General features: G+C 59.3%; 19 protein-coding genes. 11 read left to right on the forward strand and 8 right to left on the reverse strand.

Going from position 1 to position 25,930, the window contains the following annotated elements:
• Positions 1 to 148: 148 nt before the first annotated feature.
• Together FHX06_RS23775 and FHX06_RS23780 are read left to right on the forward strand one after the other, a co-directional pair.
• Positions 149 to 808 carry a YggS family pyridoxal phosphate-dependent enzyme gene (locus FHX06_RS23775; RefSeq protein WP_113206071.1) on the forward strand — a complete coding sequence of 220 codons (660 nt, stop codon included), beginning with the start codon at positions 149 to 151 and terminating at the stop codon, positions 806 to 808.
• 413 nt (positions 809 to 1,221) lie between these two features.
• Positions 1,222 to 2,157: a flagellin gene (locus tag FHX06_RS23780; RefSeq protein WP_112544953.1), complete on the forward strand. Its 936-nt coding sequence runs from the start codon at positions 1,222 to 1,224 to the stop codon at positions 2,155 to 2,157.
• Positions 2,158 to 2,227: 70 nt separating this feature from the next.
• Here the strand turns inward: FHX06_RS23780 and FHX06_RS23785 are convergent, their stop codons facing one another.
• Positions 2,228 to 2,929 carry a DUF1013 domain-containing protein gene (locus FHX06_RS23785; RefSeq protein ID WP_112544952.1) on the reverse strand — a complete coding sequence of 234 codons (702 nt, stop codon included), beginning with the start codon at positions 2,927 to 2,929 and terminating at the stop codon, positions 2,228 to 2,230.
• Positions 2,930 to 3,161: 232 nt separating this feature from the next.
• Here FHX06_RS23785 and acs point away from each other — a divergent pair, with 232 nt between their 5' ends.
• Positions 3,162 to 5,117 (forward strand): acetate--CoA ligase, encoded by a 1,956-nt coding sequence (gene acs, locus FHX06_RS23790; protein ID WP_183881112.1) that lies wholly within the window; start codon positions 3,162 to 3,164, stop codon positions 5,115 to 5,117.
• 32 nt (positions 5,118 to 5,149) lie between these two features.
• Here the strand turns inward: acs and FHX06_RS23795 are convergent, their stop codons facing one another.
• Entirely contained in the window at positions 5,150 to 5,593 is a 444-nt protein-coding gene (locus FHX06_RS23795; protein ID WP_183881114.1) for a thermonuclease family protein, read from the reverse strand.
• 48 nt (positions 5,594 to 5,641) lie between these two features.
• Entirely contained in the window at positions 5,642 to 5,866 is a 225-nt protein-coding gene (locus FHX06_RS23800) for a DUF1674 domain-containing protein (protein ID WP_183881116.1), read from the reverse strand.
• Between the two features lie 110 nt (positions 5,867 to 5,976).
• Here FHX06_RS23800 and htpX point away from each other — a divergent pair, with 110 nt between their 5' ends.
• From htpX to purH, 4 genes are all read left to right on the forward strand, one after another.
• Positions 5,977 to 6,939, forward strand: a complete 963-nt coding sequence (gene htpX / locus FHX06_RS23805) for a zinc metalloprotease HtpX (protein WP_113013447.1) — start codon at positions 5,977 to 5,979, stop codon at positions 6,937 to 6,939.
• On the forward strand, positions 6,930 to 8,321 hold the full coding sequence (locus tag FHX06_RS23810; RefSeq protein ID WP_183881118.1) for an RsmB/NOP family class I SAM-dependent RNA methyltransferase: 1,392 nt from the start codon (positions 6,930 to 6,932) through the stop codon (positions 8,319 to 8,321). The genes htpX and FHX06_RS23810 overlap by 10 nt, the downstream gene beginning before the upstream one ends.
• A 102-nt stretch (positions 8,322 to 8,423) precedes the next feature.
• Complete coding sequence (locus FHX06_RS23815) at positions 8,424 to 10,091, forward strand: heparinase II/III family protein (RefSeq protein WP_183881120.1); 1,668 nt, start codon at positions 8,424 to 8,426, stop codon at positions 10,089 to 10,091.
• A 95-nt stretch (positions 10,092 to 10,186) separates the two neighbouring features.
• Positions 10,187 to 11,803: a bifunctional phosphoribosylaminoimidazolecarboxamide formyltransferase/IMP cyclohydrolase gene (purH, locus tag FHX06_RS23820; protein WP_183881122.1), complete on the forward strand. Its 1,617-nt coding sequence runs from the start codon at positions 10,187 to 10,189 to the stop codon at positions 11,801 to 11,803.
• Between the two features lie 42 nt (positions 11,804 to 11,845).
• Here purH and FHX06_RS23825 read toward each other — a convergent pair whose 3' ends face one another.
• Both FHX06_RS23825 and FHX06_RS23830 read right to left on the reverse strand, forming a co-directional pair.
• Positions 11,846 to 13,264, reverse strand: coding sequence for an MFS transporter (locus tag FHX06_RS23825; protein ID WP_183881124.1), 1,419 nt, complete (start codon positions 13,262 to 13,264; stop codon positions 11,846 to 11,848).
• A complete protein-coding gene (locus tag FHX06_RS23830; RefSeq protein WP_183881126.1) occupies positions 13,261 to 18,039 on the reverse strand; it encodes an NAD-glutamate dehydrogenase in 4,779 nt (1,592 codons plus the stop codon). The genes FHX06_RS23825 and FHX06_RS23830 overlap by 4 nt, the downstream gene beginning before the upstream one ends.
• Before the next feature lie 276 nt (positions 18,040 to 18,315).
• Here FHX06_RS23830 and pdxY point away from each other — a divergent pair, with 276 nt between their 5' ends.
• The 3 genes from pdxY to FHX06_RS23845 all read left to right on the forward strand — a co-directional run bounded on the left by pdxY (position 18,316) and on the right by FHX06_RS23845 (position 21,604).
• Positions 18,316 to 19,191 carry a pyridoxal kinase PdxY gene (gene pdxY / locus FHX06_RS23835; RefSeq protein WP_113204259.1) on the forward strand — a complete coding sequence of 292 codons (876 nt, stop codon included), beginning with the start codon at positions 18,316 to 18,318 and terminating at the stop codon, positions 19,189 to 19,191.
• A 60-nt stretch (positions 19,192 to 19,251) separates the two neighbouring features.
• Entirely contained in the window at positions 19,252 to 19,893 is a 642-nt protein-coding gene (locus tag FHX06_RS23840; RefSeq protein WP_112544942.1) for a carbonic anhydrase, read from the forward strand.
• A gap of 91 nt (positions 19,894 to 19,984) precedes the next feature.
• Entirely contained in the window at positions 19,985 to 21,604 is a 1,620-nt protein-coding gene (locus tag FHX06_RS23845; protein ID WP_183881294.1) for a GGDEF domain-containing protein, read from the forward strand.
• Between the two features lie 52 nt (positions 21,605 to 21,656).
• On the opposite strand, the gene FHX06_RS23850 is transcribed toward FHX06_RS23845, so the two are convergent.
• The 3 genes from FHX06_RS23850 to FHX06_RS23860 form a co-directional block, all read right to left on the reverse strand.
• Positions 21,657 to 22,478, reverse strand: coding sequence for a lytic transglycosylase domain-containing protein (locus FHX06_RS23850; protein WP_112544941.1), 822 nt, complete (start codon positions 22,476 to 22,478; stop codon positions 21,657 to 21,659).
• Positions 22,479 to 22,647: 169 nt separating this feature from the next.
• Positions 22,648 to 23,682: an aspartate-semialdehyde dehydrogenase gene (locus FHX06_RS23855; RefSeq protein ID WP_112544940.1), complete on the reverse strand. Its 1,035-nt coding sequence runs from the start codon at positions 23,680 to 23,682 to the stop codon at positions 22,648 to 22,650.
• A gap of 112 nt (positions 23,683 to 23,794) precedes the next feature.
• Positions 23,795 to 23,977, reverse strand: a complete 183-nt coding sequence (locus FHX06_RS23860; protein ID WP_112970689.1) for a hypothetical protein — start codon at positions 23,975 to 23,977, stop codon at positions 23,795 to 23,797.
• Positions 23,978 to 24,093: 116 nt separating this feature from the next.
• Between FHX06_RS23860 and FHX06_RS23865 the strand changes: the two genes are divergently transcribed.
• Complete coding sequence (locus tag FHX06_RS23865) at positions 24,094 to 25,842, forward strand: alkaline phosphatase (RefSeq protein WP_183881128.1); 1,749 nt, start codon at positions 24,094 to 24,096, stop codon at positions 25,840 to 25,842.
• Positions 25,843 to 25,930 lie beyond the last annotated feature (88 nt).

Genomic DNA, 25,930 nt, shown 5'->3' on the forward strand with positions numbered 1-25,930 from the left:
CCATGAAACCAACCAAGCGTCAAGTTTTGCGGGCGCTTCATGCGTTCGATCTTGGTATTGGGGCGATTTCAGAGATATCAACCTTGGCAATGCCACGGCAGCCCAGTAGTGGATTGCCGGTGGACAAGCCGGATGTTGGGGCAGAGCGATGGAACTTCAAGAGCGGTTGAACGAAGTACGGTCCAGGATCGATGCGGCTGGGCGGGATGCAGGCCGTCAGGACCGCGCGGTGCAGTTGGTGGCCGTCTCGAAGACCTTTGAGGCCGATACCATTCGGCTGGCAATCGAAGCCGGCCAGCGCATCTTTGGAGAAAACCGCGTTCAGGAAAGCCAGGGAAAATGGCCGGGGTTGAAGGCGGAAACGCCAGACATTGAGCTGCATCTCATCGGTCCGCTGCAATCGAACAAGTCTGCAGAAGCAGTTGCGCTCTTCGACGTGATCGAGACCGTGGACCGCGAGAAGATCGCACGCGCCATTGCCGAGGAGATGAAGCGACAGGGCAAGGCACTGCGTCTCTATGTTCAGGTCAATACAGGCCTGGAACCGCAGAAGGCCGGCATTGCACCTGACGGTACGCCAGCTTTCGTCGACTTCTGCCGCGGTGAACTCGGCCTTGGCATTGAAGGACTGATGTGCATCCCGCCGGCGGATGAAAATCCCGGCCCGCATTTCGCCCTGCTCGCCAAGCTCGCAGAAAAGTGCGGTGTCAAGAAACTCTCCATGGGCATGTCTGGTGACTACGAGACTGCCATTGCCTTCGGTGCGACCAGCGTACGGGTCGGCTCGGCAATTTTCGGCGCGCGTTAACAAATAGCGGAAACTGCTTCTTCGAATCAGAGGATTACTCATGATTCGGACAGGGATCTTGTGGCCGTTGTTTGGAAAGCGATAATATTTATTAATCCGAAAAAAGTTTTAAACGGGCGATTTTTCCCGTTAACGTTTGACCGTGGAGACTCGCTGTAATTCTATAACCTATTTAAATTGCTAGATAATATTTGCCGCTTTCGAGCCTCTTTCAAAACCCGGTCGGGAGCACTTAAAGGCCCTAACAAGAGCTTAAATTAAATTTTCCGCAACGCTAATTGAGGAATTATTAACTATGTTGGGCGCAACCATTCGTTAACGGCAATGACCTGGCTCTCGGGTTTTGCATGAAGCGTCGCCGTTACCGGACTCGTCCGGATGACCCCTTTCACTTTGATTGCGGAAAACGGAACATGACAAGCATCCTCACCAACAACGCTGCCATGGCAGCGCTGCAGACCCTGCGCGGCGTAAATGACAGCCTGAAGGACACCCAGGGCCGCGTCTCCTCGGGCTATCGTATCGACAAAGCTGCCGACAATGCTGCCTACTGGTCGATCGCGACGACAATGCGTTCGGACAACAAGGCTCTCGGCGCGGTTTCCGACGCCCTCGGCCTCGGTGCAGCAAAGGTCGACACTGCCTATACGGCCATGGACAACGCCATCGACGTCGTCACGGAAATCAAGGCGAAGATTGTCGCTGCCACGGAAAAGGGCGTCGACAAAACCAAGATTCAGGAAGAACTCGACCAGCTGCAGGAGCAGCTGGTGAGCATCGCCCAGTCGGCCTCCTTCTCCGGTGAAAACTGGGTTGCCGGCGCTTCGGGCACGAAGAGCGTCGTCTCCTCCTTCGTCCGTGACGGTTCCAATGCCGTTTCAGTCAAGATGACGGATTACATTCTCGATGCGGGTACGCTGGGTAATGTCCTGTTCGGCATGAACAGCAACGGCACGATCCAGACGACGAGCGGCATCATCGGCACCGCATTCAACGGGACCTATGGCAACACCGTTATTGTCATGCCATCGATTTACGCGCTCGATATCACCAACTTCACGCAAGGCCAGCTCGACGGGGCGCTTTCTGGCGTCGAGCTCGTGCTCCAGGCCATGACCAATGCAGGTTCGCAGCTTGGCTCGATTTCGACCCGAATTCAGTTGCAGGAAACCTTCGTCAGCGCCCTGACCGACTCGATCGACTCGGGTGTCGGCCGCCTCGTGGACGCTGACATGGAAGAAGAGTCCTCCAAGCTCTCGGCGCTGCAAACGCAGCAGCAGCTTGCAATCCAGTCGCTGTCGATCGCAAATTCTTCGGCACAGAACATTCTCTCGCTCTTCCGCAGTTAACGCCTGGCAGAAGAACGGAACAAAAAACCCCGCCATCGGCGGGGTTTATTCATTTCAGGAGATGGCGATCTCAGAACTGATCGTCTTCATCCTCGTCCTTCGGCGTCGAGCGCAGCGAGCTCAGCTTGCGGAAGACGGCATCGGCGTCGATTTCCTTTTCTTCCTCGCGCTCGTAGCTCGGCGTCAGGCGCTCGGTTTCCTGAGCAGACTGCAGCGTTGCACCGAGTTCTGCCGCGGTCGGCAGCGGACGGCCCTTGGAAGCCTTTTCCACTTCCATATCGAGATCGATCTGGCTGCAAAGGCCGAGCGTAACCGGGTCCATCGGTGCCAGGTTTGCCGAATTCCAATGAGTGCGCTCGCGGATCTGCTCGATCGTCGATTTCGTGGTGCCGACGAGACGCGAAATCTGCGCATCCTTCAGTTCCGGATGGTTGCGAACCAGCCAGAGAATAGCGTTCGGGCGGTCCTGGCGCTTGGAAACCGGTGTATAGCGCGGACCGCGGCGCTTGGATTCCGGCACGCGGACCTTCGGTTCGGAAAGCTTCAGCTTGTAGTTCGGGTTGCCTTCGGCGCGGGCAATTTCATCGCGGGAAAGCTGGCCGGTGGCGATCGGGTCCAGGCCCTTGATGCCCTGCGCGGCTTCGCCATCGGCAATAGCCTTGACTTCGAGCGGATGCAGTTTGCAAAACTGAGCGATCTGGTCGAAAGACAGGGCTGTATTGTCGACGAGCCAGATGGCAGTCGCCTTCGGCATGAGCAGCTGTTGAGCCATGGATATAGTCCTTCTATCGTCCGCGCCGGTCGCGGTCCGTGGATTGTCACCACAATGTCCGGGAAATATGGCGGTATATAACCGCACTGTCGCAGAATTGCAATTCTTCAGAAATGAAATGACCTTTGTCTAATTGCCGTCATCAGACTACCTGATATGAATTGCGCAATTCGAGTCCCGGTCGATGCGTCGAAGCGTAGGCCGTTGCATAGCCTTGTGAGGAGGAGTTCCCATGTCGGAGAAGATCTATCCGGTTTCCAAACCGGTGAAGACCCCCGCGCTGATCGATCAGGCCAAGTACGAGCAATGGTACGAGGAAAGCATTGAAAACCCCGACAAGTTCTGGGGCAAGCACGGCAAGCGCATCGACTGGTTCAAGCCCTATACCAAGGTCAAGAACACGTCCTTCACCGGCAAGGTGTCGATCAAGTGGTTCGAGGACGGCCAGACCAATGTTTCCTATAATTGCATTGATCGTCACCTGAAGACGAACGGCAACCAGACCGCCATCATCTTCGAAGGCGACAATCCCTATATCGACAAGAAGATCACCTATAACGAGCTCTACGAGCATGTCTGCCGCATGGCGAACGTGCTGAAGAAGCATGGCGTCAAGAAGGGTGACCGCGTCACCATCTACATGCCGATGATCCCGGAAGCGGCCTATGCGATGCTCGCCTGCGCCCGCATCGGCGCGGTGCATTCCGTCGTCTTCGGCGGCTTTTCACCGGAAGCGCTGGCCGGCCGTATCGTCGACTGCGAATCCACCTTCGTCATCACCTGCGACGAGGGCATTCGCGGCGGCAAGCCGGTTCCGCTGAAAGACAATACGGATACGGCCATCCACATCGCCGCCCGTCAGTATGTGGCGGTCAACAAGGTGCTCGTCGTGCGCCGTACCGGCGGCAAGACAGGCTGGGCGCCGGGGCGTGACCTCTGGTACCATCAGGAAATCGCCACGGTGAAGGCTGAGTGCCCGCCGGTGAAGATGAAGGCGGAAGATCCACTTTTTATCCTCTATACTTCGGGTTCCACAGGCAAACCGAAGGGTGTCCTGCACACGACAGGTGGTTACCTCGTCTATGCGGCGATGACGCATGAATATGTCTTCGATTACCACCCCGGTGACGTCTACTGGTGCACGGCCGATGTCGGCTGGGTTACCGGTCATTCCTATATCGTCTACGGGCCGCTCGCGAACTGTGCGACGACACTGATGTTCGAAGGCGTGCCGAATTTCCCGGACCAGGGCCGTTTTTGGGAAATCATCGACAAGCACAAGGTCAATATCTTCTACACGGCGCCGACAGCGATTCGCTCGCTCATGGGTGCCGGCGACGATTTCGTGACTCGCTCTTCGCGCGAGAGTCTGCGCCTGCTCGGCACGGTCGGTGAGCCGATCAATCCGGAAGCCTGGGAATGGTATTACAATGTCGTCGGCGACAAGCGCTGCCCGGTGATCGATACCTGGTGGCAGACGGAAACCGGCGGTCACATGATCACGCCGCTGCCGGGTGCGACCGACCTCAAGCCTGGTTCGGCCACGAAGCCGTTCTTCGGCGTCAAGCCGCAGCTCGTCGACAATGAGGGCAAGGTGCTGGAAGGTGCCGCCGACGGCAATCTCTGCATCACCGACAGCTGGCCGGGCCAGATGCGTTCGGTCTATGGCGACCATGAGCGCTTTATCCAGACCTACTTCTCTACCTACAAGGGCAAGTATTTTACAGGTGACGGCTGCCGCCGCGATGAGGACGGTTATTACTGGATCACCGGCCGCGTCGATGACGTTCTGAACGTTTCCGGTCATCGTCTCGGCACTGCGGAAGTCGAATCTGCTCTCGTCTCGCACAATCTTGTTTCGGAAGCCGCCGTTGTAGGTTATCCGCATCCGATCAAGGGCCAGGGCATTTACTGCTACGTCACGCTGATGGCGGGCAATGAGGGCACAGACGAACTGCGCCAGCAGCTTGTCAAACATGTGCGCGCCGAAATCGGCCCGATTGCCGCACCCGACAAAATCCAGTTCGCGCCCGGTCTTCCGAAGACGCGTTCGGGCAAGATCATGCGCCGTATCCTGCGCAAGATTGCCGAGGACGATTTCGGTTCGCTCGGCGATACTTCGACGCTCGCAGATCCGGCTGTCGTTGACGATCTGATCGCCAACCGGCAAAACAAGGCTACGGCTTGAGACTAAGGGCCGCTCCGCTATCGGGAGCGGCCCTATTCGTCCGCACAAACAACCTGTGGCTTGCGGCCGCCGTCATAGGCGCGGACCAGTCCTTCCGAAAGAAGATCCTGTGCGGGATTGCGCCCGTCCGCGAAGGTGACGTTGGCGAGAATTCGTCCGAAATATTTGTCACCGGCTATCTCTCTCAACTGGATAGTGGCGGCGCCTGATATCATTTGTTCAAGTGCTACTCGTGCCTCGAGAGCGGCTTTCCGGACTTCAGCGCATTTCGAATGGATTTCGGGCGCATCTATACCGCGAATGCGGACATAGACTTCCATGGTTTGCTGCGGCCAGGGTGTTGCCGCAACCAGCAGCGTATCGCCGTCAATGATCCGGATAATCTTCGCCGATACGGGACCTTCAATCTCGTCGCGTGCGGCAAAAGCCGGCACAGACGAAAAAAATAGCAGGACAATTGAAAACAGCTTGAGCATAACAGGAATAAATTCCGATCATGCGGGAAAGTCAATGGGAATATTTACCTAAAAATCGATCGCGCGGCCATTGATTTCATAATCGCCGAAGCGGGAGGGCTCAGCTCCGCCGCGTCCGCCGATCTCCGGCGGGAGTTCGGCAGGCCTGGCGTTCTTCCGGCGTTCCTCAGCTTCGGCCAGCGCCCGCTTGGCAGCTGGAGAGAGCATCTTGCGCGGCGGCTCCGAACCTTCAGGCACCGGAATTTCCACATTGTCGTTATCGGCCGTCTGCATGCTGCACTCCCGCCTGAGAATATTGAAAATGGCTGGCGAATAACCAAATCATAGTGCGTCGGCGCCGGGATTTAAAGCATTACGCCGCAATCTGGAGATGGAGACCTCTGATGAACCTCATGCGTACTGCCATGTTGCTTGCCTTCATGACGGCGCTTTTCATGTTTGTCGGCTTTTTGATCGGCGGCCGGGGCGGCATGATGATCGCCTTTCTCATCGCTGCCGGCATGAATTTCTTCTCCTACTGGAATGCCGACCGGATGGTGCTGTCGGCCTATCGGGCGCAGGAGGTCGATGAGCGCAACGCCCCGGAATTTTACCGGATCGTGCGTGATCTCGCCCGCAATGCCGGCCTGCCGATGCCTAAGGTCTATCTCTATGACAGCCCTCAGCCGAATGCCTTTGCGACCGGCCGCAATCCGGAGAATGCTGCCGTCGCTGCCTCGACCGGCCTGCTTGCCGCTCTCTCGCCAGAAGAGGTTGCGGGCGTGATGGCGCATGAGCTTGCCCACGTCCAGAACCGCGATACGCTCACCATGACGATCACCGCCACGCTTGCCGGCGCGATCTCGATGCTCGGCAATTTCGCCTTCTTCTTTGGTGGCAATCGTGAAAACAACAACAATCCGTTGGGCTTCATCGGTGTGCTCGTCGCGATGATCGTGGCACCGCTTGCCGCCATGCTGGTGCAGATGGCGATCAGCCGTACCCGCGAATATTCGGCAGACAGGCGGGGTGCTGAAATCTGCGGCAATCCATTGTGGTTGGCCTCGGCGCTCGGCAAGATCGCCCGCGGTGCGGCACATGTGCCGAACTATGACGCGGAGCGCAACCCAGCCACCGCGCACATGTTCATCATCAATCCGCTTTCCGGCGAGCGCATGGACAATCTGTTTTCGACCCATCCGAACACCGAAAATCGTATTGCCGCCCTGCAGGAAATGGCACGGGGAGGTTTCGACGTCTCGACGCCGCCGGTTCGCGCTGCTAATCCGACACGCAAATCGCGCTCGGTTCCCAATACCGGTTTCGGCCGCGATGACTCGCAACCGCCGAAGGGTCCGTGGTCTTGAATTCAGACGGCAAGAAGAAGCCAACGCGCAAACATAAGCCTGCTGCAGAAGGCTCAGCACCGGCGCCGGTGAAACCCGGCCTGCAGACGCGTGCGGCTGCCGCCAAGATCCTTGCGGCCGTCGTAGATAAAAAACTGCCGCTCGATGGGGCGCTGGATCATGAGCATGGAAATCCGGCCTACAAGGCGCTTGGGGAAAGCGATCGCGCGCTGGTCCGCGCCATCCTCAACACGACGCTCAGGCATCTGCCGCGCATCGATGCCGCCATTGCCTCGCTGCTCGAAACGCCGCTCCCGGAAGGTGCCCGAGCTTTGCATCATGTGCTTGTCGTCGGTGCTGCGCAGATCCTCTATCTCGACGTTCCCGATCATTCCGCCGTCGACCTCGCCGTCGAGCAAGCCAATCAGGATCCTCGCAATCGGCGTTTCGCGAAGCTCGTCAACGCCATCCTGCGCCGTCTTAGCCGTGAGAAAGAGCGCATACTTGGCGAGATCGCCGACATTCCGCCAATGCCGACGTGGTTCATCGAGCGGATGGCAAAAGCCTATGGAAAAGAACGGGCACTCGCCATTTCCGAATCCCAGCTTGAGCCGGCAGCCATCGACCTTACTGTCAAATCCGATGCCGCAGGCTGGGCGAAGCGCCTGAACGGCGCGGTGATACCCACTGGCGGCGTGCGGCTTTCCGCGTTTGAAGGCAGCATTCCCTCGCTTGACGGATTCGAAGAGGGGGAATGGTGGGTTCAGGACGCGGCTGCCAGCATTCCTGCAAAGCTCTTCGGTGACCTCACCGGCAAGCGCGTTGCCGACCTCTGTGCCGCACCAGGCGGCAAGACCGCCCAGCTCATCCTTGCCGGTGGCCGCGTGACGGCGATCGACCAGTCCGAAAACAGGCTGAAGCGCTTGCGCTCCAATCTCGAGCGGCTTGGTCTTGAAGCCGAAACCATCGCGGTGGATCTTACGAAATTCGAACCATCCGAGCGTTTTGACGCAATTCTTCTCGACGCGCCCTGCTCGTCGACAGGCACGACCCGCCGGCATCCCGACGTGCTCTGGACGAAGGGTGCCGGAGATATCGCCAAGCTCGCGACACTGCAGGAGCGCCTTCTGCGCCACGCAGTTACCTTGCTGAACCCGGGTGGCGTTCTTGTCTTTTCCAATTGCTCGCTCGATCCACAGGAAGGCGAAGAGGTTGTGGCTCGTGTTCTTGAGGATATGAAGAACCTGGAACGAGTGCCAATCGACGCCGCAAAATGGCCCGGCATGGAGCAGGCTATTACGCCGATAGGCGAGTTTCGCACGCTCCCTACAATGCTGGATATGCCAGATGGCTTTGCGTCGGGCCTTGATGGCTTCTACGCTGCGGTACTCAGACGCATCTGATTGCTATTATATTCTAATTTCATCACAAAATAATACATCGTAGCTAATGAAATCGGTTTTGATTCATCTATTCTTAACCACGAGGGTCAATAGACAATTGATATGCAGTCCGGTCGGCGTCTTGCGAGCATATATGTTCGGGAAGCTTGGCGGCGCGGTACGCGCCGTGCCGCGCTTCTGCGTTTGCGCTTCTCGCGCCATGCCATATCGGTACCGGAACGCCTGATCGTTGCTCCGACGGATCTGAGGGGCATCGATTCCCACGTTGCCGAAGAGATCATGGACGGCCGGTTTCCGCTTGCCGGCCGTATGCTGGAAACCGACGGGAAATCGCCCTTCACGCTGACCCTTCCCTCGCGTGCGTTCGCAGTCAGGCTTCACAGTTTCGGTTGGCTACGGCACATGCGCGCCAACAAGAGCGAGCGCGGCTCGGCCGTCGCCCGTGTCATCGTCGATAGTTGGCTCTCGATCCATGGAGGCCGGATCGAAGGCATCGCCTGGGAGACCGACGTCGTTTCGCAGCGTGTCATTGCCTGGCTGGCGCATTCTCCGGTCGTCCTGCAAAACGCCGATCGCGGCTTCTATCGCCGCTTCATGAAGTCGCTCGCCTTCCACATCGGCTATCTGCGCCGCATGGCGCCCTATTCGACTGGCGAAGTCCGCTTCCGCCTGCGCATCGCCCTCGCAACGGCGTCCGTTGCCATGCCCGTGCGTGCTTCGACGGTGCGGCGGGCAGCCCAGGCGCTCGACCGCGAATTCGATAGCCAGATTCTCCCCGATGGCGGCCATATCTCCCGCAATCCACGCATCGGGCTGGAGCTGCTGCTCGATCTGCTGCCTCTCCGGCAGACTTACGTCAATCTCGGCCATGATCTGCCGCAGAAGCTGATCTCCGGTATTGACCGCATGTACCCTGCCCTGCGCTTCTTCCGCCATCAGGATGGTGATCTGGCACTCTTCAACGGTGCGACATCCACGCTGGCGGATGAGTTGATGTCCGTACTGCGCTACGACGAGACGGCGGGTCAGCCCTTCAAGGCATTGCCGCATTCGCGCTATCAGCGACTTGCAGCCGGCAAGACGGTGATCATTGCCGATACTGGACCGCCAGCGCCCGGCTGCTTCAGAACAGCTCATGCAGGCAGTCTCTCCTTCGAAATGTCCTCCGGCCGTTACCGCTTCATCGTCAATTCAGGATCTCCCAAATTCGCAGGCCAGCGCTATGTCCAGATGGCCCGCACTACCGCTGCTCATTCCACCGTGGTCCTGAACGATACATCCTCCAGCCGGTTCTCCCCCTCGGCTTTTCTGGCCCACATGATGACGGAGCCGGTGGAAACGGTTGCTGCCGAGCGCGTGGAAACCGAGGATGGCCGCGAAGGCATCAAGGCCAGGCATGACGGCTATCTCGATGCTTTTGGTGTCATTCATGAGCGAGAGCTGACGCTGAACGCGGCCGGCTCCATCGTGACCGGTATGGACCGTTTCGTGACCGACGACCGGTATCACAGCGAAGGACCGCTGCGCGCGGTTGCCCGCTTCCACATCCATCCCGCCATCGTGCCGCGGCAGAATGATACGGAATCGGTGCTGCTGACGGCCCCGGATGGCGAAAGCTGGCTGTTTTCCTCTCCCGGCAATGAAGTGCTGATTTCGGAGGATATTTTCTTCGCCGACAGTGCCGGCATCAGCAGCTCCGACCAGATAGAGGTGGATTTCGATCTGGCGGAAAAACCCGAAATTCGCTGGTTTTTGTCACGCAAGAGCTAGCGACTGTTTGCGCCGGCTCCAAGCTGTGCTAACGCGGCCTCATCAAAACGTCCCTCGCCCGGATGTCTCCCGCGAAGCCCGAACGGAGAAGGTTCATGGCCGTCATTTCCAAGAAAATCCCCGCCCCCGACAAGGTCGAGATCAAGACTGCGCTGCTTTCTGTCTTCGACAAGACCGGTATTATCGAACTTGCCCGCGCGCTTTCGGCGCGTGGCGTGCGCCTGCTTTCGACCGGTGGCACCTACAAGGCGATCGCGGCCGAAGGACTTGCCGTCACCGATGTTTCCGAAGTGACGCAGTTTCCGGAAATCATGGATGGCCGGGTGAAGACCCTGCATCCGAAGGTGCATGGCGGCCTGCTCGCGATCCGTGACGATGCCGAACACCAGGAAGCCATGAAGGCGCATGGGATCGACGGCATCGACCTGCTGGTCGTCAACCTCTATCCCTTCGAGGATGTGCGTGCGGCCGGTGGCGATTATCCGACGACGGTGGAGAATATCGATATCGGCGGCCCGGCTATGATCCGCGCTTCTGCCAAGAACCATGCCTATGTCACCGTCATCACCGACCCGGCGGACTATTCCGAGCTGACCGAGCAACTGTCGGCCGATGCCGGCAAGACGGTCTATGCCTTCCGTCAGCGCATGGCGGCCAAAGCCTACGCCCGCACTGCCGCCTATGACGCCGCGATTTCCAACTGGTTTGCCGAAGCGCTTTCGATCGATACGCCGCGTCACCGCACCATTGGCGGCGTACTGAAGGAAGAGATGCGCTACGGTGAAAACCCGCACCAGAAGGCCGCCTTCTACGTGACGGGCGAAAAGCGCCCGGGCGTTTCGACTGCCGTCCTGCTGCAGGGCAAGCAGCTTTCCTATAACAATATCAATGATACCGATGCGGCCTATGAGCTCGTGGCCGAGTTCCTGCCGGAGAAGTCGCCGTCCTGCGCCATCATCAAGCACGCCAATCCCTGCGGCGTCGCGACCGGTTCGACGCTTCTCGAAGCCTACAAGCGGGCGCTTGCCTGCGATTCCGTCTCGGCCTTCGGCGGTATTATCGCGCTGAACCAGACACTCGATGCAGCGACGGCCGAAGAGATTATCCAGCTCTTCACCGAGGTCATCATTGCACCTGACGTCACCGAGGAAGCCAAGGCAATCGTCGCCCGCAAGCCGAACCTGCGTCTGCTCTCAGCTGGCGGTCTGCCGGATGCGCGTGCGGCCGGCATTACCGCCAAGACCGTTTCGGGAGGCCTGCTCGTCCAGAGCCGCGACAACGGCATGGTCGAGGATCTGGAACTGAAGGTCGTTACCAGGCGTGCGCCGACGGCTCAGGAGCTTGAGGACATGAAGTTTGCCTTCAAGGTCGGCAAGCACGTGAAGTCGAATGCTGTCGTCTACGCCAAGGACGGCCAGACCGCAGGTATCGGTGCCGGCCAGATGAGCCGTGTCGATTCAGCACGCATTGCGGCGCTGAAGGCCGAGGAAGCGGCCAAGACGCTCGGACTTGCCGTTCCGATGACGCATGGTTCGGCAGTCGCCTCGGAGGCATTCCTGCCCTTCGCAGATGGCCTGCTGTCGATGATTGCTGCCGGCGCCACCGCCGTGATCCAGCCGGGCGGCTCGATGCGCGACCAGGAAGTCATCGATGCGGCAAACGAACATAATGTCGCGATGGTCTTTACCGGCATGCGTCACTTCCGCCACTGAGCAGATAACGGACAGATCCCCGGCTTTGCGGCCGGGGAGTTCTCAGGCGCGGTCCGCCGGATAGGGAGTGCGGATCAGAAGCACCAGACCTCCGGCGAGGAACAGGATCAGCGTCGACATGCCGAGATGCGCCGATCCGGTCAAATAGGTCACGATCGAAAACAGGAGCGTCGCCATGAAACTCGTGGCGCGGCCGGATAGAGCATAGATGCCGAAATAGCGGCCGGCCTCTTCGAGACTGACGCTGCGCGCCAGATAGGAGCGCGATGAGGCCTGCACCGGGCCAAAGGCAAGGCCGATCAACAAGCCATAGAGGATATAGGCCTTTTCCGCCATCGTGCCGAAAAGCCCGCCGCTGTCGGCAGTCGAAAGCGGCATCAGCCCGAAGAAAGTGTAGCCCGGGCCGGTGGAAATAATACCGATCGTGGCCAGCAACAGCATGGTCAGGCTGATGATAACGGTCACCTTGGAGCCTATCCCCCTGTCTACTCGTCCGGCGATCAGGCAGCCAAGGATTGCCACGATGTTGAGGATGATCCCGTAAATGCCGATCTCGATCGTTGCCCAGCCAAACATGCCTGCCGCGAAGGCGCCACCGAGGATCAGCAGGCCGTTGACGCCGTCCTGATAGATCATGCGGGCGATGAGGAAGGTCAGGATACCGCGACGCGTCCTGAGTTCGCCGAGCGTATTGCGCAATTCCTTGAGACCGAAGCGCACCGCAAAGCCGAAAGGCAGGCCTTTGCGGGCATCCGGCGTGAAGAAAAACATCGGCAGGATGAAGATCAGATACCAGACAGCCGAGATCGGGCCGGTGACGCGCGCGTCCTCGCCCGTATGAGGATCGAGACCGAAAAGCGGATCGAGACCCAGAATGGTCTTGCCGCTTTCCGGGCTGCCGGCCAGCAGAGCCACGACGGCGATCAGCACGATCATGCCGCCAAGATAGCCGAGACCCCAGGCGGTGTTGGAAAGCCTGCCAACGTCGTCCTTGCTGACGAGGCGCGGCATCATGGAATCGTTGAAGACGATCGAGAACTCTGCCGAAATCGAGGCGAGGATCATGAAGATGACGGGATAGATGATCGGCGAGCCCGGAGCAGCAAACCAGAGGCAGCAGAGGCTGACGATCTTGATGACCGCGAAGAAGGCGATCCAGGGTTTGCGCGCACCGGACTGGTCGGCAATGGAGCCCAGTATGGGGGAGAGGATGGCGATAATAACAGAGGAGATCGTCGCCATGTTGCTCCACATCGTCTGCGCGGCGACCGGATCGGACGTCAGCCGCGAGACGAAGTAGGGGCCAAAAATGAAAGTCGTTACTACGGTGAAGAAGGGCTGGGCTGCCCAATCAAAGAGCATCCAGCCCCATATGCCCTTCTCCGTGGCTTTCGGCGGCTGCGTTCCTGTCCAGTCTATGCGATTCAAACGTCCGCTCCTTTTTGGGGCGGACTGTCTCATCTCGCCCGGTCGCGCGCAAGATCGGTGAGGATGCCTGCGGCAACAGTGATGCGGGCGAGGTTCGGATCGGCTCCATCGCTGAGGCTTGCAAGCTCCTCGACGATGCGGTTGATGCGCACCCTGTCCTGCGCATGCCAGGCCTGGACTGGCTGCTTTTCCTTGCCGTGATCGGAAAGCGCGGAGATCACGATATCGCGACGGGCGCTGGCGATCTGGTCGATACTGCGGGCAAGAGCGAGGTTTTCATAGTGGTCGGAGGTGATGATGCGGTTGCCCGCAGCCAGCAGCCGGCCGACACGGAAAGTCTGGGTGACAGCAAAGTAGTTTTCGGCTGCGCGCGGCAGCGCCTCGCCGGTGCGAGCGGCGATCTGCATGATCTCCGGTACCAGAGCGAAGGTGGGCAGAGCCGCGATTTCGGCCGCCAGTTTTTCCGGCAGACCGGCCTGTTGGTACTCCTCCTGGCGCGCGGCGACGTCAGCTGCGGCCTGATCGGCGAAGGAAGGCTTAAGTTTCTTCAGCGTCGCCCGAAGCCGGCTAATGATCTCGGCCATGTCGCCCTTGGTCATGCCGGTCTTTAGCAGCAGGCGCGTCAGCACCGTGAAGCTGTTGCCGATCTCTTCATAGATGCGGTTCTGGATCTGGCCGGAAACCTTGTTGTCCAGGGCATCCGTTTCGGCCCAAAGCCGGTTGAGATCGAAGCCGTCGCGGGCAACGATGGCGGCGCGCACGACTTCCGGAGCAGATGCAGCGGTTGCATCCATCATGCTGACGGCAAAGCCCGGCCCGCCGCGGTTGATCGCCTCGTTTGCGAGCACCGTCGCGACGATTTCCCGCTTCAGCCGGTGGCTGTCGATATCGGATGCGTTGGATTTCTGCATCTTCGCCGGGAAGTAATGGAAGAGCGTGTCGACGAAATAGGGATCGTCAGGCAGTTCGCTGGCGATCAGCGCATCGAAGAGTACGATCTTGGCATAGGAGAGCAACACACCGATCTCGGGGCGTGCCAGTGGCCGGCCGGCAGTGTAGCGCTCGGACAGCGAGGCGTCGTCGGGAAGCGTTTCGACCTTGCGGTTCAGCTGTCCCGACGCCTCCAGGACGCTCATGAAGCGGCCGAGTTCAAGGCCGTTTGCCGTTCCCTTGCGGGCTGTCAGCGAGATTGCCAGGGACTGGAGGTAGTTGTTGCGCAGTACGAGCGCAGCCACCTCATCGGTCATGCTGCCGAGAAGCTGGTCACGTTTGGTGCGGCTGAGCCGCTGTTCGTGCATAGCGTTCGCCAGCGCGATCTTGATATTGACTTCGACGTCGGAAGTATTGACGCCGGCCGAGTTGTCGATGGCGTCGGAATTGCTGCGTCCGCCCTTCAGGCCGTAGGCAATTCGGCCTTTCTGCGTGACGCCGAGATTGGCGCCCTCCCCGATCACCTTGGCGCGCACTTCGTCGGCCGTAATGCGGATCGGATCGTTGGCGCGATCGCCGACGTCGGTATCGGTCTCGGATGCCGCCTTTACATAAGTCCCGATGCCACCGAACCAGAGCAGGTCGACGGGGCTTTTCAGGATCGCGGTCATGATTTCGAAGGGCGTGGCGACAGCCTTGTCGATGCCGATCGCGGCCACGGCCTCCGGCGTCAGCGTAACCGACTTTGCCGAGCGCGAAATGATCATCGCACCTTTCGAGAGCACGGACTTTTCGAAGTCCTGCCAGCTCGAGCGCGGCAGGTTGAACAGGCGCTGGCGCTCGGCGAGGGTTTTTTCCATATCGGGATCGGGGTCGATGACGATATCGCGGTGATCGAAAGCGGCGACCAGCCGGATCTTCGGCGAGAGCAGCATACCATTGCCGAAAACGTCGCCCGACATGTCACCCACGCCGGCCACCGTAAAGGGCGTTGTCTGGATGTCGATATCCATCTCGCGGAAGTGGCGCTTTACGGTTTCCCAGGCGCCGCGCGCGGTGATGCCCATCTTCTTGTGGTCGTAGCCGGCGGAGCCGCCGGAAGCGAAGGCGTCGTCCAGCCAGAAACCTGCTTCCTGAGCAAGCGCATTGGCGGTGTCGGAGAAGGTTGCCGTGCCCTTGTCCGCGGCGACGACGAAATAGGGGTCATCGCCATCCAGGCGCACCGTATTGTCAGGCGGGATGATATCGGCGCCGGAGATGTTGTCGGTGATGGAAAGCAGCGTGCGGATATAGGTTTTGTAGGCTTCACGACCTGCGTTGAAGAGTTCTTCGCGGCTGCCGCCGACCGGGAGTTTCTTGGGATAGAAACCACCTTTGGCGCCGACGGGCACGATCACGGCGTTCTTGACCTGCTGCGCCTTGACGAGGCCCAGAACTTCGGTGCGGTAGTCCTCGGCGCGGTCCGACCAGCGCAGGCCGCCACGGGCGACGCGGCCGAAGCGCAGATGTACGCCTTCGACTTCGACGCCATAGACGAAGATTTCACGGAAGGGCCTGGGTTCCGGCAGGCCATCCACCAAGTGCGGGTCAAGCTTGAAGGCGAGCATCGCTTTCGGTGTTCCATCGGCATTGCGCTGGAAATAATTGGTGCGCAGCGTTGCATCGACGATATTGACATAGCGGCGTAGGATACGGTCGTCATCCAGGCTCGGCACGTCGGCAAGCTCGGCTTCGATTGCCTGATGCAGTTCGGCGAGCTTCTTGATACGTGCCTTTTCCGACAGCTTTGTGTCGAGCGTGTCGTGGAACAAGCGGAAGATCGAAGCGGCGATCGCAGGGTATTTGTCGAGGGTGGTTGCGATATAATCCTGCGAGTAGGCGATGCCGGCCTGGCGCAGGTAGCGCGCATAGGCGCGCAGCACATTCGCCTCGCGAGCCGAGAGGCCAGCTGACAGGATCAGCCCGTTGAAGCTGTCATTGTCGATCGTGTCGCTGAAGGCTGCGACGAAGGCTTCTTCGAGCGGTGCGCCAAAACGTGCGAGGTCAATGTCCGCACCGCTGCGGGCCTCGAGTTCCATGTCGTGCAGCACGACGATGTTGATCGCGCCGTCGGCGGCCGGAACTTCGATATCGAAGGTACGTTCGCTCAGGACGTTGAAGCCGAGGTTTTCGAGGAGAGGCACGCGGCGCGACAGCGGCAGCTGCTCTCCGCTATGGAAGATCTTCAGCGACAGGATGCGGCCGCGTTCGTCGTCCTGGCGATAGTAGAATTCGATGCGGATCGGCTCGCCGGCGGCGCATGCGGTGATGTCGGGCAGATCGCCGACCGCTTCATCCGGCGTGAAGGCTTCCTGGAAGGCGTTGCTGACGCCGAGCTTCGGCGCCTTGGGGCCGGCGAGCATCTCGAAACGGCTGTCCCAGCGCGCGGTGATCTGGCGGATCGTCTCCTCGAGCTTGGCCTGATGGATGCGCGGCGTCTTGCCACCCGAGCGGCCGATGATGAAGTGAACGCGTGCGACACCGCCTTCTGGAAAGGCCGGATAGTAGGCGGAAACGCGGCCATCATAGACAGTCTTCAGATAAGTGCCGATGCGCTCTCGCACGATCGAGTCATATTCCTCTCGCGGCACGAAGACGATGACGGAGACGAAGCGGTCGAAATGGTCGATGCGCGGCAGCACGCGTACGCGCGGGCGGTCGGCGAGATCGTTGATCTGCTCGGCGAAGGTCGCAAGCAGCGGGGTATCGATCTGGAAGAGATCATCGCGGGGGTAGGATTCCAGTGTATTGTCGAGCATGCGGCCGGAATGGCTCATCGGGTCGAAGCCGAAATGCTCCTTCACCTTCTCGATCTTGGAGCGCAGCAGCGGAATTTCAGATGCCGAGGAGGTGTAGGCAGTCGAGGTGAAGAGGCCGACAATGCGCAACTCGCCTGTCACATTCCCCTGGGAGTCGAAGCGCTTGACGCCGACATAGTCCATATAGGCGCGGCGATGGACTATGGATTTCACATTGGCCTTGGTGACGATCAGGAAGTCTGGACCGTCGAGGAATGCGAGGATTTCCGGCGTGGTCGTCACGGCGTCCTTGCCGGTGCGCAGCACGAGAACTTCGGGATTGGAGAGAATGCCGAGACCCGTTCCCTTGTCGCGTTCGACATTCGCATCCGGGCCTTTGCCGGAATAAACGTAGTCGCGCATACCGAGGAAAGTGAAGTTCTCGTCGCGCAGCCAGGTCAGGAAGGCGATCGCTTCGTCGCGGTCGACCTTCTTGCGGCTGGCGCTGTAGTTCGAGAGCTCTGAAATGACCTCATCGACGCGGGCGAGCATTGGCTTCCAATCGGAAACGGCAAGTTCCACCTGCTCGAGCACTGCCTTGATCCGCTTGATCAGGTCGGCGGCCTGGGAGGGGCTGAGCGGCGAAACGTGAAGCTGGATGTGGCTAACGCGCTTAGCCGGGTCGCTCGCTACATCAGCGGAATAGAGTTCCGGGGCCTTGCCGTCCTCCAGGATCAGGATCGGATGAACTGCCATGCAGATGTCGCGATAAGTGCTGGTCACCTCGCCCATGACGGATTCGTACAGGAAGGGCTTGTTGTGATCCGTCACCGAAAGGATGGAGACTGCGATGCCATCGGGGGTGACATCGGCGACCGTGTCGATGCTGACACGCGGTGTCTTGCCGCTCCAGGCGGCGATTTCGGCTGCCGAGTGTACGGCGGAAAGCGCAAGCATTTCCGGCGTGTAGAGTTCGAGATCGTCGCCGCTTGCGCGGCCGAAGAGGATTTCGGGATCGAGATGCGGCTCACCGGTCGCGGCTGCGATCTTGCGCGCGCTCTCGATCTGCTTTTCCCGTTTCGGATTGTTTCTGGCGGCCATGGATCATCCCCCCGATTGTTTTGATGTGGGCAAGTTAGCAGAAGGTTCTTCGAAAGAATCTCTAAAAGAGGGCCTCGAAAAGTCGTTTTCGTGCTTTTTTGGCTATGCTTACGAGAGATTTCGAAAGTTTTTGGGTCGTTTCATGCCGACGGACGGTAAAATCACTTTATCCGGCTTTTCCGTCCCGCCGCACATTTCCACGCTCGCATGAAGAATGGTTGACAGCGCCTCGTCAAAAAGATCATCAACGGCAGTCGAAATTCGGAACCGGATGCCATGTCGGAAAACGCAGCGGGCGCAGTCATCGTCATCTCCAGCCATGTCGTGCGCGGGTCGGTCGGAAACCGTGCCGCGGTCTTCGCGCTGGAAACGCTCGGCCACCAGGTTTGGGCGCTACCGACGATCGTGTTGCCCTGGCATCCAGGCCATGGCCGTTCGACACGGCTTACTTTCGCCGAGGCTGATTTCGAAGCCGCGATCGATGATCTCATCCGCGCGCCGTGGATCGGCGAGGTCAAGGCCGTCCTGTCGGGCTATTTCGGAAACGCGGCCCAAGCCCGTTCCGTCGCGAAGCTCGTTGCGTCGTTGCGCGAGAGGAATCCGGAACTGCTCTATGTCTGCGATCCGGTCATGGGCGATCTCGGTGGCCTCTACGTGCCCGAAGCTACAGCCGAGGCGATCCGTGATCACCTGATACCACTTGCTTCGCTCGCCACGCCCAACCGATACGAACTTGCCTGGCTGTCGGGCGCCGCCCTCGATGACAACAACGCGGTCATGGAGGCCGCCCTTTCGCTCGGTCCCTCGCGCATGCTGGTCACATCGGCGGTGCCGATGATGGCGGGCGGCACGGGCAATCTCTATCTCTCCGGTAAGCATGCTCTGCTTGCAGAACATCGTGTCGTCGAGAACGCGCCCAACGGCCTCGGAGATCTGCTGGCCGCTCTTTTCCTCTCTCGTCTGCTCTCGGGGATGGAGGATGAGAAGGCGCTGCAGCTGGCGACCGCCAGCGTGTTCGAAGTGCTGGCGCGCGCCGTCAAGCGCGGCAGTAACGAACTGATGCTGGCAAGCGATGCCTCCAGCCTCTTGACGCCCATGGCGATGGTGCAGATGCGTCATCTCTTCCACCCTGCGCAACGGCGGAAAAAATAGGGCTGATGCTTTTGCAGCGCAGCAGTTGATCTTGGCTCGCTCGCGCGCTAATCCAAGAGCATGACGAGATTTCCCAACTCCCTCCTGGACGGTTATCGCAACTTCATGAGTGGGCGCTATGCCGATGCCCGCGACAGGTATCGGCAACTTGCGGAAAATGGGCAAAGTCCGACAACGCTCATGATTGCCTGTTCCGACTCCCGCGCGGCGCCCGAACTGATCTTCGATGCCGGGCCAGGTGAACTCTTCGTCATCCGTAACGTCGCCAACCTGGTGCCGCCTTATGAGCCAGACGGCCATTTCCACTCCACCTCGGCAGCGCTTGAATTTGCCGTGCAGGCGTTGAAGGTCAAGAATATCGTCGTCATGGGCCACGGCCGCTGCGGCGGTATCCGCGCGGCACTCGACCCCGATGCAGAGCCATTGTCGCCCGGCGATTTCATCGGCCGCTGGATGTCGCTCGTGCGCCCTGCCGCCGAGCAGATCGGCAGCAACGACATCATGACGCCAGGCGAACGACAGACTGCGCTGGAGCGGGTGTCCATTCGCAATTCAATCAACAATCTCAGATCTTTCCCTGAAATCAAGACGCTCGAGGAAGAGGGCAAGCTGGAGCTTCATGGTGCCTGGTTCGACATTTCGACCGGCGAACTCTGGGTGATGGATTCTGAGACACTCGATTTCGTCCGTCCCGAAATCTAGGGATAGACCGCTTTATCGGTTTTTTAAGATATTCCACTAAGCTCGCCTACGAGGAGCAGCTGGACGTGGATTAAACATGAATTTCGAAGCGGTGAAATTCAAGAATATCAGAAGGGCCGTGCTCGCCGCCATTCTGCTGCCCTTCGTCTTCATGATTGTCGAAGGCGTCGTGTTGATCCGCTCCTCGCTCATGCAATACCACGCGCTCGAAAATGACCATCTCTTTGCCGATGTTCTTGCTCGCGGAGGATCGATTGCGGCCAATGAGATCCTAGCGGAACTCGTCGCAACGCGAGCCTATATCAACGATCGCGATGAGATCACCAGGGCGTCGATGATCGAAAGGCGAAACTCACTCGATAGCGAACTCGCGCGTTTCAACGCAAGTCTTCCAGCCGCTGGAGCAATGGATGTCGGTCTGCAGTCGCAGCTTTCCAATCTCCGTCTCGCTTATAGTCGTATCGTTGCGGCACGATCGGCAGTCGATCGCGGCTATTACGGCAAAGGCGGCAACCCCGTTCATATCTATGGGCAGGCTGGATTAAAGCAGCTTGGACTTGTCGAGTCGCTTTCGTCGAGGATCCATGATCCCGTGTTGATGCGCAAATCCAGCGAGCTGATGAGCATCCTTCTCACCTATTACGGCGAGCGGCTGATCGGCAGTCTTGGCCAGCGTTATCTCGACCGGACCGATTTTTCTGCCATGTCGCACGAGCAGCTCGTTCAAGGCGAAATGATGCTCGGCAACGGTATGGATCGCCTGCGCTTTCATTCTTCTTCGCCTGTCATCCAGGAGATTCTCGACTATAGGGCGCAGCCCGATGAAGTCTGGGCCGATACTTTCACCCAGGCAATGGTTTCCGGGGTGCTGCGGCCGGACAAGGCGATCCGGGACAAATGGATCGGCATCCAGAACGAACGGCTGGATTATCTGCGGCAGAAGATCGCGTCCGTCACCGATGACATTCACGTGACTGGGCAGAGGCTGTCGATGCGCTCTCATATCCACATGACGATCGTGCTTGCTCTGTCAGCCGGGCTGGTGCTGCTCGTCGCCCTTATTGCAGCGCTTGCGGTTCGCGGTATCCGTCTCGTCGCCCGCGTTACCGAAGAACGTGAACTGCTCGTCAACGAACTGCGCAATGCCGCCCAGACCGATCTTCTGACAGGCCTTTATAACCGGCGCGGTTTCGAGGCTGCTGCTTTAGCGCTTCTGATGCAGGCTGGTTCACGCTGGATTTCCGTCGTGCTGTTCGACCTCGATCACTTCAAGAAAATCAACGACGTGCATGGCCATGACGCGGGTGATGTCGTGCTGAAGCATGTGGCCGGCGTCGCAAGGGAGAGCTTCCGCTCCTTCGATCTATTGGTGCGCCATGGCGGCGAAGAGTTCATGGCGCTGCTCCCGGACTCGACACCCGAGGATGCGGCCATCGTCGCGGAACGTGTCCGGTTGGCGATCGAAGCTGCCGACATCGAACTGCCCGGCGGCGAGCGCCTGCGGGTTACGGCAAGCTTCGGCTGCGCGGGGCGCACAAATGCCGTAAGCAATCGCAATTTCGATGATCTGGTAAAGCGCGCCGACCTGGCGCTCTATGCGGCCAAGGCCTCGGGACGCAATTGCGTTGTTGCCGGGCCGATTGTTCCTTCCACGGCACCGCAGGAAGAGCGGCGCAAGGCTGCCGGCGGGAGCCACGATATCCGCATATGAAAAACGCCGTATTCGCATGCGGCGTTCCTGACATTTCCTATCGAACGTCTCTTCAGTTGCCGTCGATCTGCTGGCCGATATAGGCGATTGCCTGCTGATAGACCGTTGCGGCATTCCATCCCTCGATGGCGACGAAGTTCGGTTCGCCCGGCTGGTAGCCTGCGCCGGCGCGCCAGCCGTGACCCTTGAGGAAATTGGCAGTCGAAGCCAGTGCATCAGCGCGAGAGCCGACCATGTCGACGCGGCCGTCGCCGTCGCCATCAGCGCCGTAACGCACCACGTTGCGCGGCAGGAATTGCGTCTGGCCGATTTCGCCATGGGCAGCGCCTCGGGCTTGCGGGCTCAGATAACCCTCCGAAACGAGCTGTAGGGCTGCATAAAGCTGGTCGGTGAAATATTCCGAACGGCGGCAGTCATAGGCGAGGGTCGAGACTGCGGACATGGTATGCTGGTTGCCCATATAGCTGCCGAAGCCGGTTTCCATGCCCCAGATGGCAATCAATGGGCCGGCCGGAACGCCGAAACGGCGCTCGATCGAAGCGAAGAGAGCCTGGTTGGCGGCCTTCATCGACCGTCCGCGAGAGATAACGGCGGCACCGCCGCGCTTCTTCATGAAAGCATCGAAGGAGAGCTTGAAGCTCTTCTGGCCGCGGTCGGCCGAAATCGTCGGCTTGTTGTAGCTGACATTGGCGAAGGCGCGGCTCAAGACGGACTGGCTCACACCATTGGCTGCCGCCGTCTGTTTGAAATCGGCGACCCAGGCCTCGAAACCGGCACTGGTGTTACCGCACTGGGCACCCTGCGCGAACGCCGGTACCGCATGGAGGACGCCCATTGCCGCGGCGGCCGCCAGAATCAATTTTGTCATGCGCATTGAGAAACCCCGCTCTCGATCTGCATAGCTTTCAGGCCAGGCAAGAGAATGCCAGTCACCGGCGATTTTGTCACGGTCGCCCTTTAGCGAACGCTTATACGGCGGTATTTGCCCGAAAAAGCCCCGCTCGTCGAGCAGGGCTTTAGCATATTATGGTTTACAAATGGTATCAGGCTGCCTGCTTGCGCGGCTTGACGAGGCCACGATTGATGAGCAGTTCGGCAATCTGGATGGCGTTGAGAGCCGCACCCTTGCGCAGGTTGTCGGAGACGACCCACAGGTTGAGACCGTTCTCGACGGTCGCATCTTCGCGGATGCGCGAGATGTAGGTCGCGTCCTCGCCGGCAGATTCATACGGCGTGATGTAGCCGCCGTCCTCATGCTTGTCGATGACGAGGCAGCCCGGCGCTTCGCGCAGGATATCGCGGGCCTGATCTGCGGTGATCTCGTTTTCGAATTCGATGTTGACCGATTCCGAATGACCGATGAAGACGGGAACGCGTACCGCAGTGCAGGTCACCTTGATCTTCGGATCGAGCATCTTCTTCGTTTCAGCAAGAACCTTCCATTCTTCCTTCGTGTAGCCGTCTTCCATGAAGACGTCGATGTGCGGAATGACGTTGAAGGCTATGCGCTTGGTGAACTTCTTGTTCTCGATCGGATCGGCAACGAAGACGGCACGCGTCTGGTTGAAGAGCTCGTCCATGCCCTCCTTGCCGGCGCCGGAGACCGACTGATAGGTCGAGACGACGACACGCTTGATCTTGGCGAAGTCATGCAGCGGCTTCAGCGCGACGACGAGCTGGGCAGTCGAGCAGTTCGGATTGGCAATGATGTTGCGCTTCGTGAAGAGCGAGATCGCGTCCGGATTTACTTCCGGAACGATCAGCGGCACGTCGGCGTCGTAGCGCCAGGCCGAGGAATTGTCGATGACGACGCAGCCCTGCTGGCCGATCTTCGGGGAGACGCGCTTGGAAACCTCGCCGCCGGCCGACATCAGGCAGATATCGGTGTCAGAGAAATCGTAATTCTCCAGATTGGAGACCTTCAGCGTCCGGTCGCCATAGGAAACCTCGAGGCCCTGGGAGCGGGAGGAGGCGAGTGCTACGACTTCATCGGCTGGGAAACCGCGCTCGGAGAGAATGTTGAGCATTTCCCGCCCGACATTTCCGGTGGCTCCGGCAACTGCAACTTTGAAACCCATTTCTCAAGCTCTCTTTCTCTTCTCTCCTCTTGTCCGGTGAGGGGGGAAGCGCGACATCATCGCGACTTCCTGTCCCCGGCCGGGCCGGGGAGAGAGCGGCAGGCCAGAGACGTCAGACGGTTTTCGTCGTCGTTTTGGCCTTGGTTTTGGAAGAAACCGGAACGGCAAAATCCAGCCCGGCACTTCCTGCCAGGTTGTTGCGCTCAGCGATGGCATGCTCGTGGCGAACCATGGATATTCCTTTTCCGTCGTTGCTCATAAAACGTTTTCCACAGGAGTCAAGGTTTTTGCGTATGTGGCGAGCGGAGGAGAGGGGGTTGCCATGCTGCGGCGTTTTGTCATCCCTCTGTCATTGCCGAGGGGTATCCCCGACCCGTTGTGATGACTGCAACGAAAAACGGGGGTTTTTCCATGCGTATGCTTCTCGCCGCTTTTGCGGCCACCACGATTCTGGCCGGTGCTGCTCAAGCAGCCTCGATCTATCCGCTTGATCGTGCTACGATTCTCGCCGGTTCGCCTTTCGACTTCAAGGTCGAGCTTTCCAAGCAGGTCAAGCCGGAAGACGTGAAGATCACGGTCAATGGCCAGGACTACAAGACTGTCCTCGGGGGCGAGGCACAGTTCGTCGAGCTGGAAAAGGGCAAGGAAGACAAGGCTCTCGGTTCCGCTCTCCTGCTGCGCGGCCTGAAGATTGCCGCTCCGGGCACCTACAAAGTTGAAGTCGCCGCCGGCGACGAAAAGAAGGCCGTGACCTGGGAAGTTTTCGGCACTTCCGCACAGCCGAAAGCCAAGAATATCATTTTCTTCCTCGGTGATGGTCTTTCCGTCGCTCACCGCACCGCAGCCCGTATCATGTCCAAGGGCATGACCGAAGGCAAGGCGAACGGCCGCCTGAACATCGACGATCTCGATCATATGGCCTTTATCGGCACGTCCGCCACCGATTCGGTTACCACCGACAGCGCCAATACGATGTCGGCCTACATGACCGGCCATAAGGGCGCCATCAACTCGCTCGGCGTCTATGCCGACAGGACACTCGACACGCTGGACGACCCGCGCGTCGAAACTTTTGGCGAAGCCCTGCGTCGCCAGACTTCGAAGTCGATCGGCGTCGTTACGACCTCCGAACTTCAGGACGCGACGCCCGCTGCCGTCGTCTCCCATACCCGTCGTCGTGATGACAAAGCCGAAATCACCGGCATGCTGTTCGACGTGAAGCCGGATGTCATCCTCGGTGGCGGCTCGGCCTACTTCCTGCCGCAGGCGACTGCCGGCTCGAAGCGCAAGGACGACAAGGACTATGTCAAGATGTTCCAGGACGCCGGCTATAAGCTCGCGATCGACAAGACGGAACTCGCCGCCGCTGCCAGCACTAACGAAGGCAAGATCCTCGGCCTGTTCCACACTGGCAACATGGATACGACGCTCGACCGCGAATTCCTGAAGAAGGGCACTGTCGGCAAATTCCCGGCCCAGCCCGGCCTTGTTGAAATGACCAAGGTCGCGCTCGACAAGCTCTCGAAGAATCCCGAAGGTTTCTTCCTGATGGTCGAAGCTGCCAACATCGACAAGATGTCACATCCTCTCGATGGCGAGCGCGCTGCCATCGATACGATCGAATTTGACAAGGCCGTCGGTCTGGCGAAGGAATTCGCCGCCAGCAATCCCGACACGCTGATCGTCGTCACCGGTGACCATACGCACGGCATCACGATCGTCGGCACGATCGACGATACGATTGAAGGTACGGAGATGCGAGAGAAGGTCGCTGGCCGCAGCTTCACCAACTATGTCGATGCCAATAATGACGGCTATCCCGACAGCGTTGACGTCTCCAAACGTCTCGCCCTGTTCGTCAGTAATTATCCTGACCACTACGAAACTTTCCGCCCGAAGCTGGATAATCCATACACTCCGGCCATCCAGAACGAGAAGAAGGACTACGTCGCCAACGAAGTCTACAAGGATGTTCCTGGCGCCGTCTTCGTTCCGGGTAACCTGCCGAAGAGTGCGGCCACCGGCGCGCATACCGTCGATGACGTTGTCCTGCAGTCGACCGGCCCCGGATCGGAGGGCTTCAAAGGCTATATGGAACAGAGCGACGTCTACCGCGTTCTCGCCGACGCTTTCGCGCTCGGCGCCAAGCAGACGAACTAAGCACCTGTGTCCCAGGCCGCTTGCCGGTCTGGGACTTTTCATCGATCCTCATCCCGGTCGCTATGCGGCCGGGTATCCGTTTTTGGAG

The organism is Rhizobium sp. BK512, from assembly GCF_014194915.1.
Taxonomy (GTDB): Bacteria; Pseudomonadota; Alphaproteobacteria; order Rhizobiales; family Rhizobiaceae; genus Rhizobium.

What these genes read in the sequence shown, in the direction of transcription:
- FHX06_RS23775 (WP_113206071.1), top strand. Translation starts at nt 149, where the DNA reads ATGGAACTTCAAGAGCGGTTGAACGAAGTACGGTCCAGGATCGATGCG.
- FHX06_RS23780 (WP_112544953.1), top strand. Translation starts at nt 1,222, where the DNA reads ATGACAAGCATCCTCACCAACAACGCTGCCATGGCAGCGCTGCAGACC.
- FHX06_RS23785 (WP_112544952.1), bottom strand. Translation starts at nt 2,929, where the DNA reads ATGGCTCAACAGCTGCTCATGCCGAAGGCGACTGCCATCTGGCTCGTC.
- acs (WP_183881112.1), top strand. Translation starts at nt 3,162, where the DNA reads ATGTCGGAGAAGATCTATCCGGTTTCCAAACCGGTGAAGACCCCCGCG.
- FHX06_RS23795 (WP_183881114.1), bottom strand. Translation starts at nt 5,593, where the DNA reads ATGCTCAAGCTGTTTTCAATTGTCCTGCTATTTTTTTCGTCTGTGCCG.
- FHX06_RS23800 (WP_183881116.1), bottom strand. Translation starts at nt 5,866, where the DNA reads ATGCAGACGGCCGATAACGACAATGTGGAAATTCCGGTGCCTGAAGGT.
- htpX (WP_113013447.1), top strand. Translation starts at nt 5,977, where the DNA reads ATGAACCTCATGCGTACTGCCATGTTGCTTGCCTTCATGACGGCGCTT.
- FHX06_RS23815 (WP_183881120.1), top strand. Translation starts at nt 8,424, where the DNA reads ATGCAGTCCGGTCGGCGTCTTGCGAGCATATATGTTCGGGAAGCTTGG.
- purH (WP_183881122.1), top strand. Translation starts at nt 10,187, where the DNA reads ATGGCCGTCATTTCCAAGAAAATCCCCGCCCCCGACAAGGTCGAGATC.
- FHX06_RS23825 (WP_183881124.1), bottom strand. Translation starts at nt 13,264, where the DNA reads ATGAGACAGTCCGCCCCAAAAAGGAGCGGACGTTTGAATCGCATAGAC.
- FHX06_RS23830 (WP_183881126.1), bottom strand. Translation starts at nt 18,039, where the DNA reads ATGGCCGCCAGAAACAATCCGAAACGGGAAAAGCAGATCGAGAGCGCG.
- pdxY (WP_113204259.1), top strand. Translation starts at nt 18,316, where the DNA reads ATGTCGGAAAACGCAGCGGGCGCAGTCATCGTCATCTCCAGCCATGTC.
- FHX06_RS23840 (WP_112544942.1), top strand. Translation starts at nt 19,252, where the DNA reads ATGACGAGATTTCCCAACTCCCTCCTGGACGGTTATCGCAACTTCATG.
- FHX06_RS23850 (WP_112544941.1), bottom strand. Translation starts at nt 22,478, where the DNA reads ATGCGCATGACAAAATTGATTCTGGCGGCCGCCGCGGCAATGGGCGTC.
- FHX06_RS23855 (WP_112544940.1), bottom strand. Translation starts at nt 23,682, where the DNA reads ATGGGTTTCAAAGTTGCAGTTGCCGGAGCCACCGGAAATGTCGGGCGG.
- FHX06_RS23865 (WP_183881128.1), top strand. Translation starts at nt 24,094, where the DNA reads ATGCGTATGCTTCTCGCCGCTTTTGCGGCCACCACGATTCTGGCCGGT.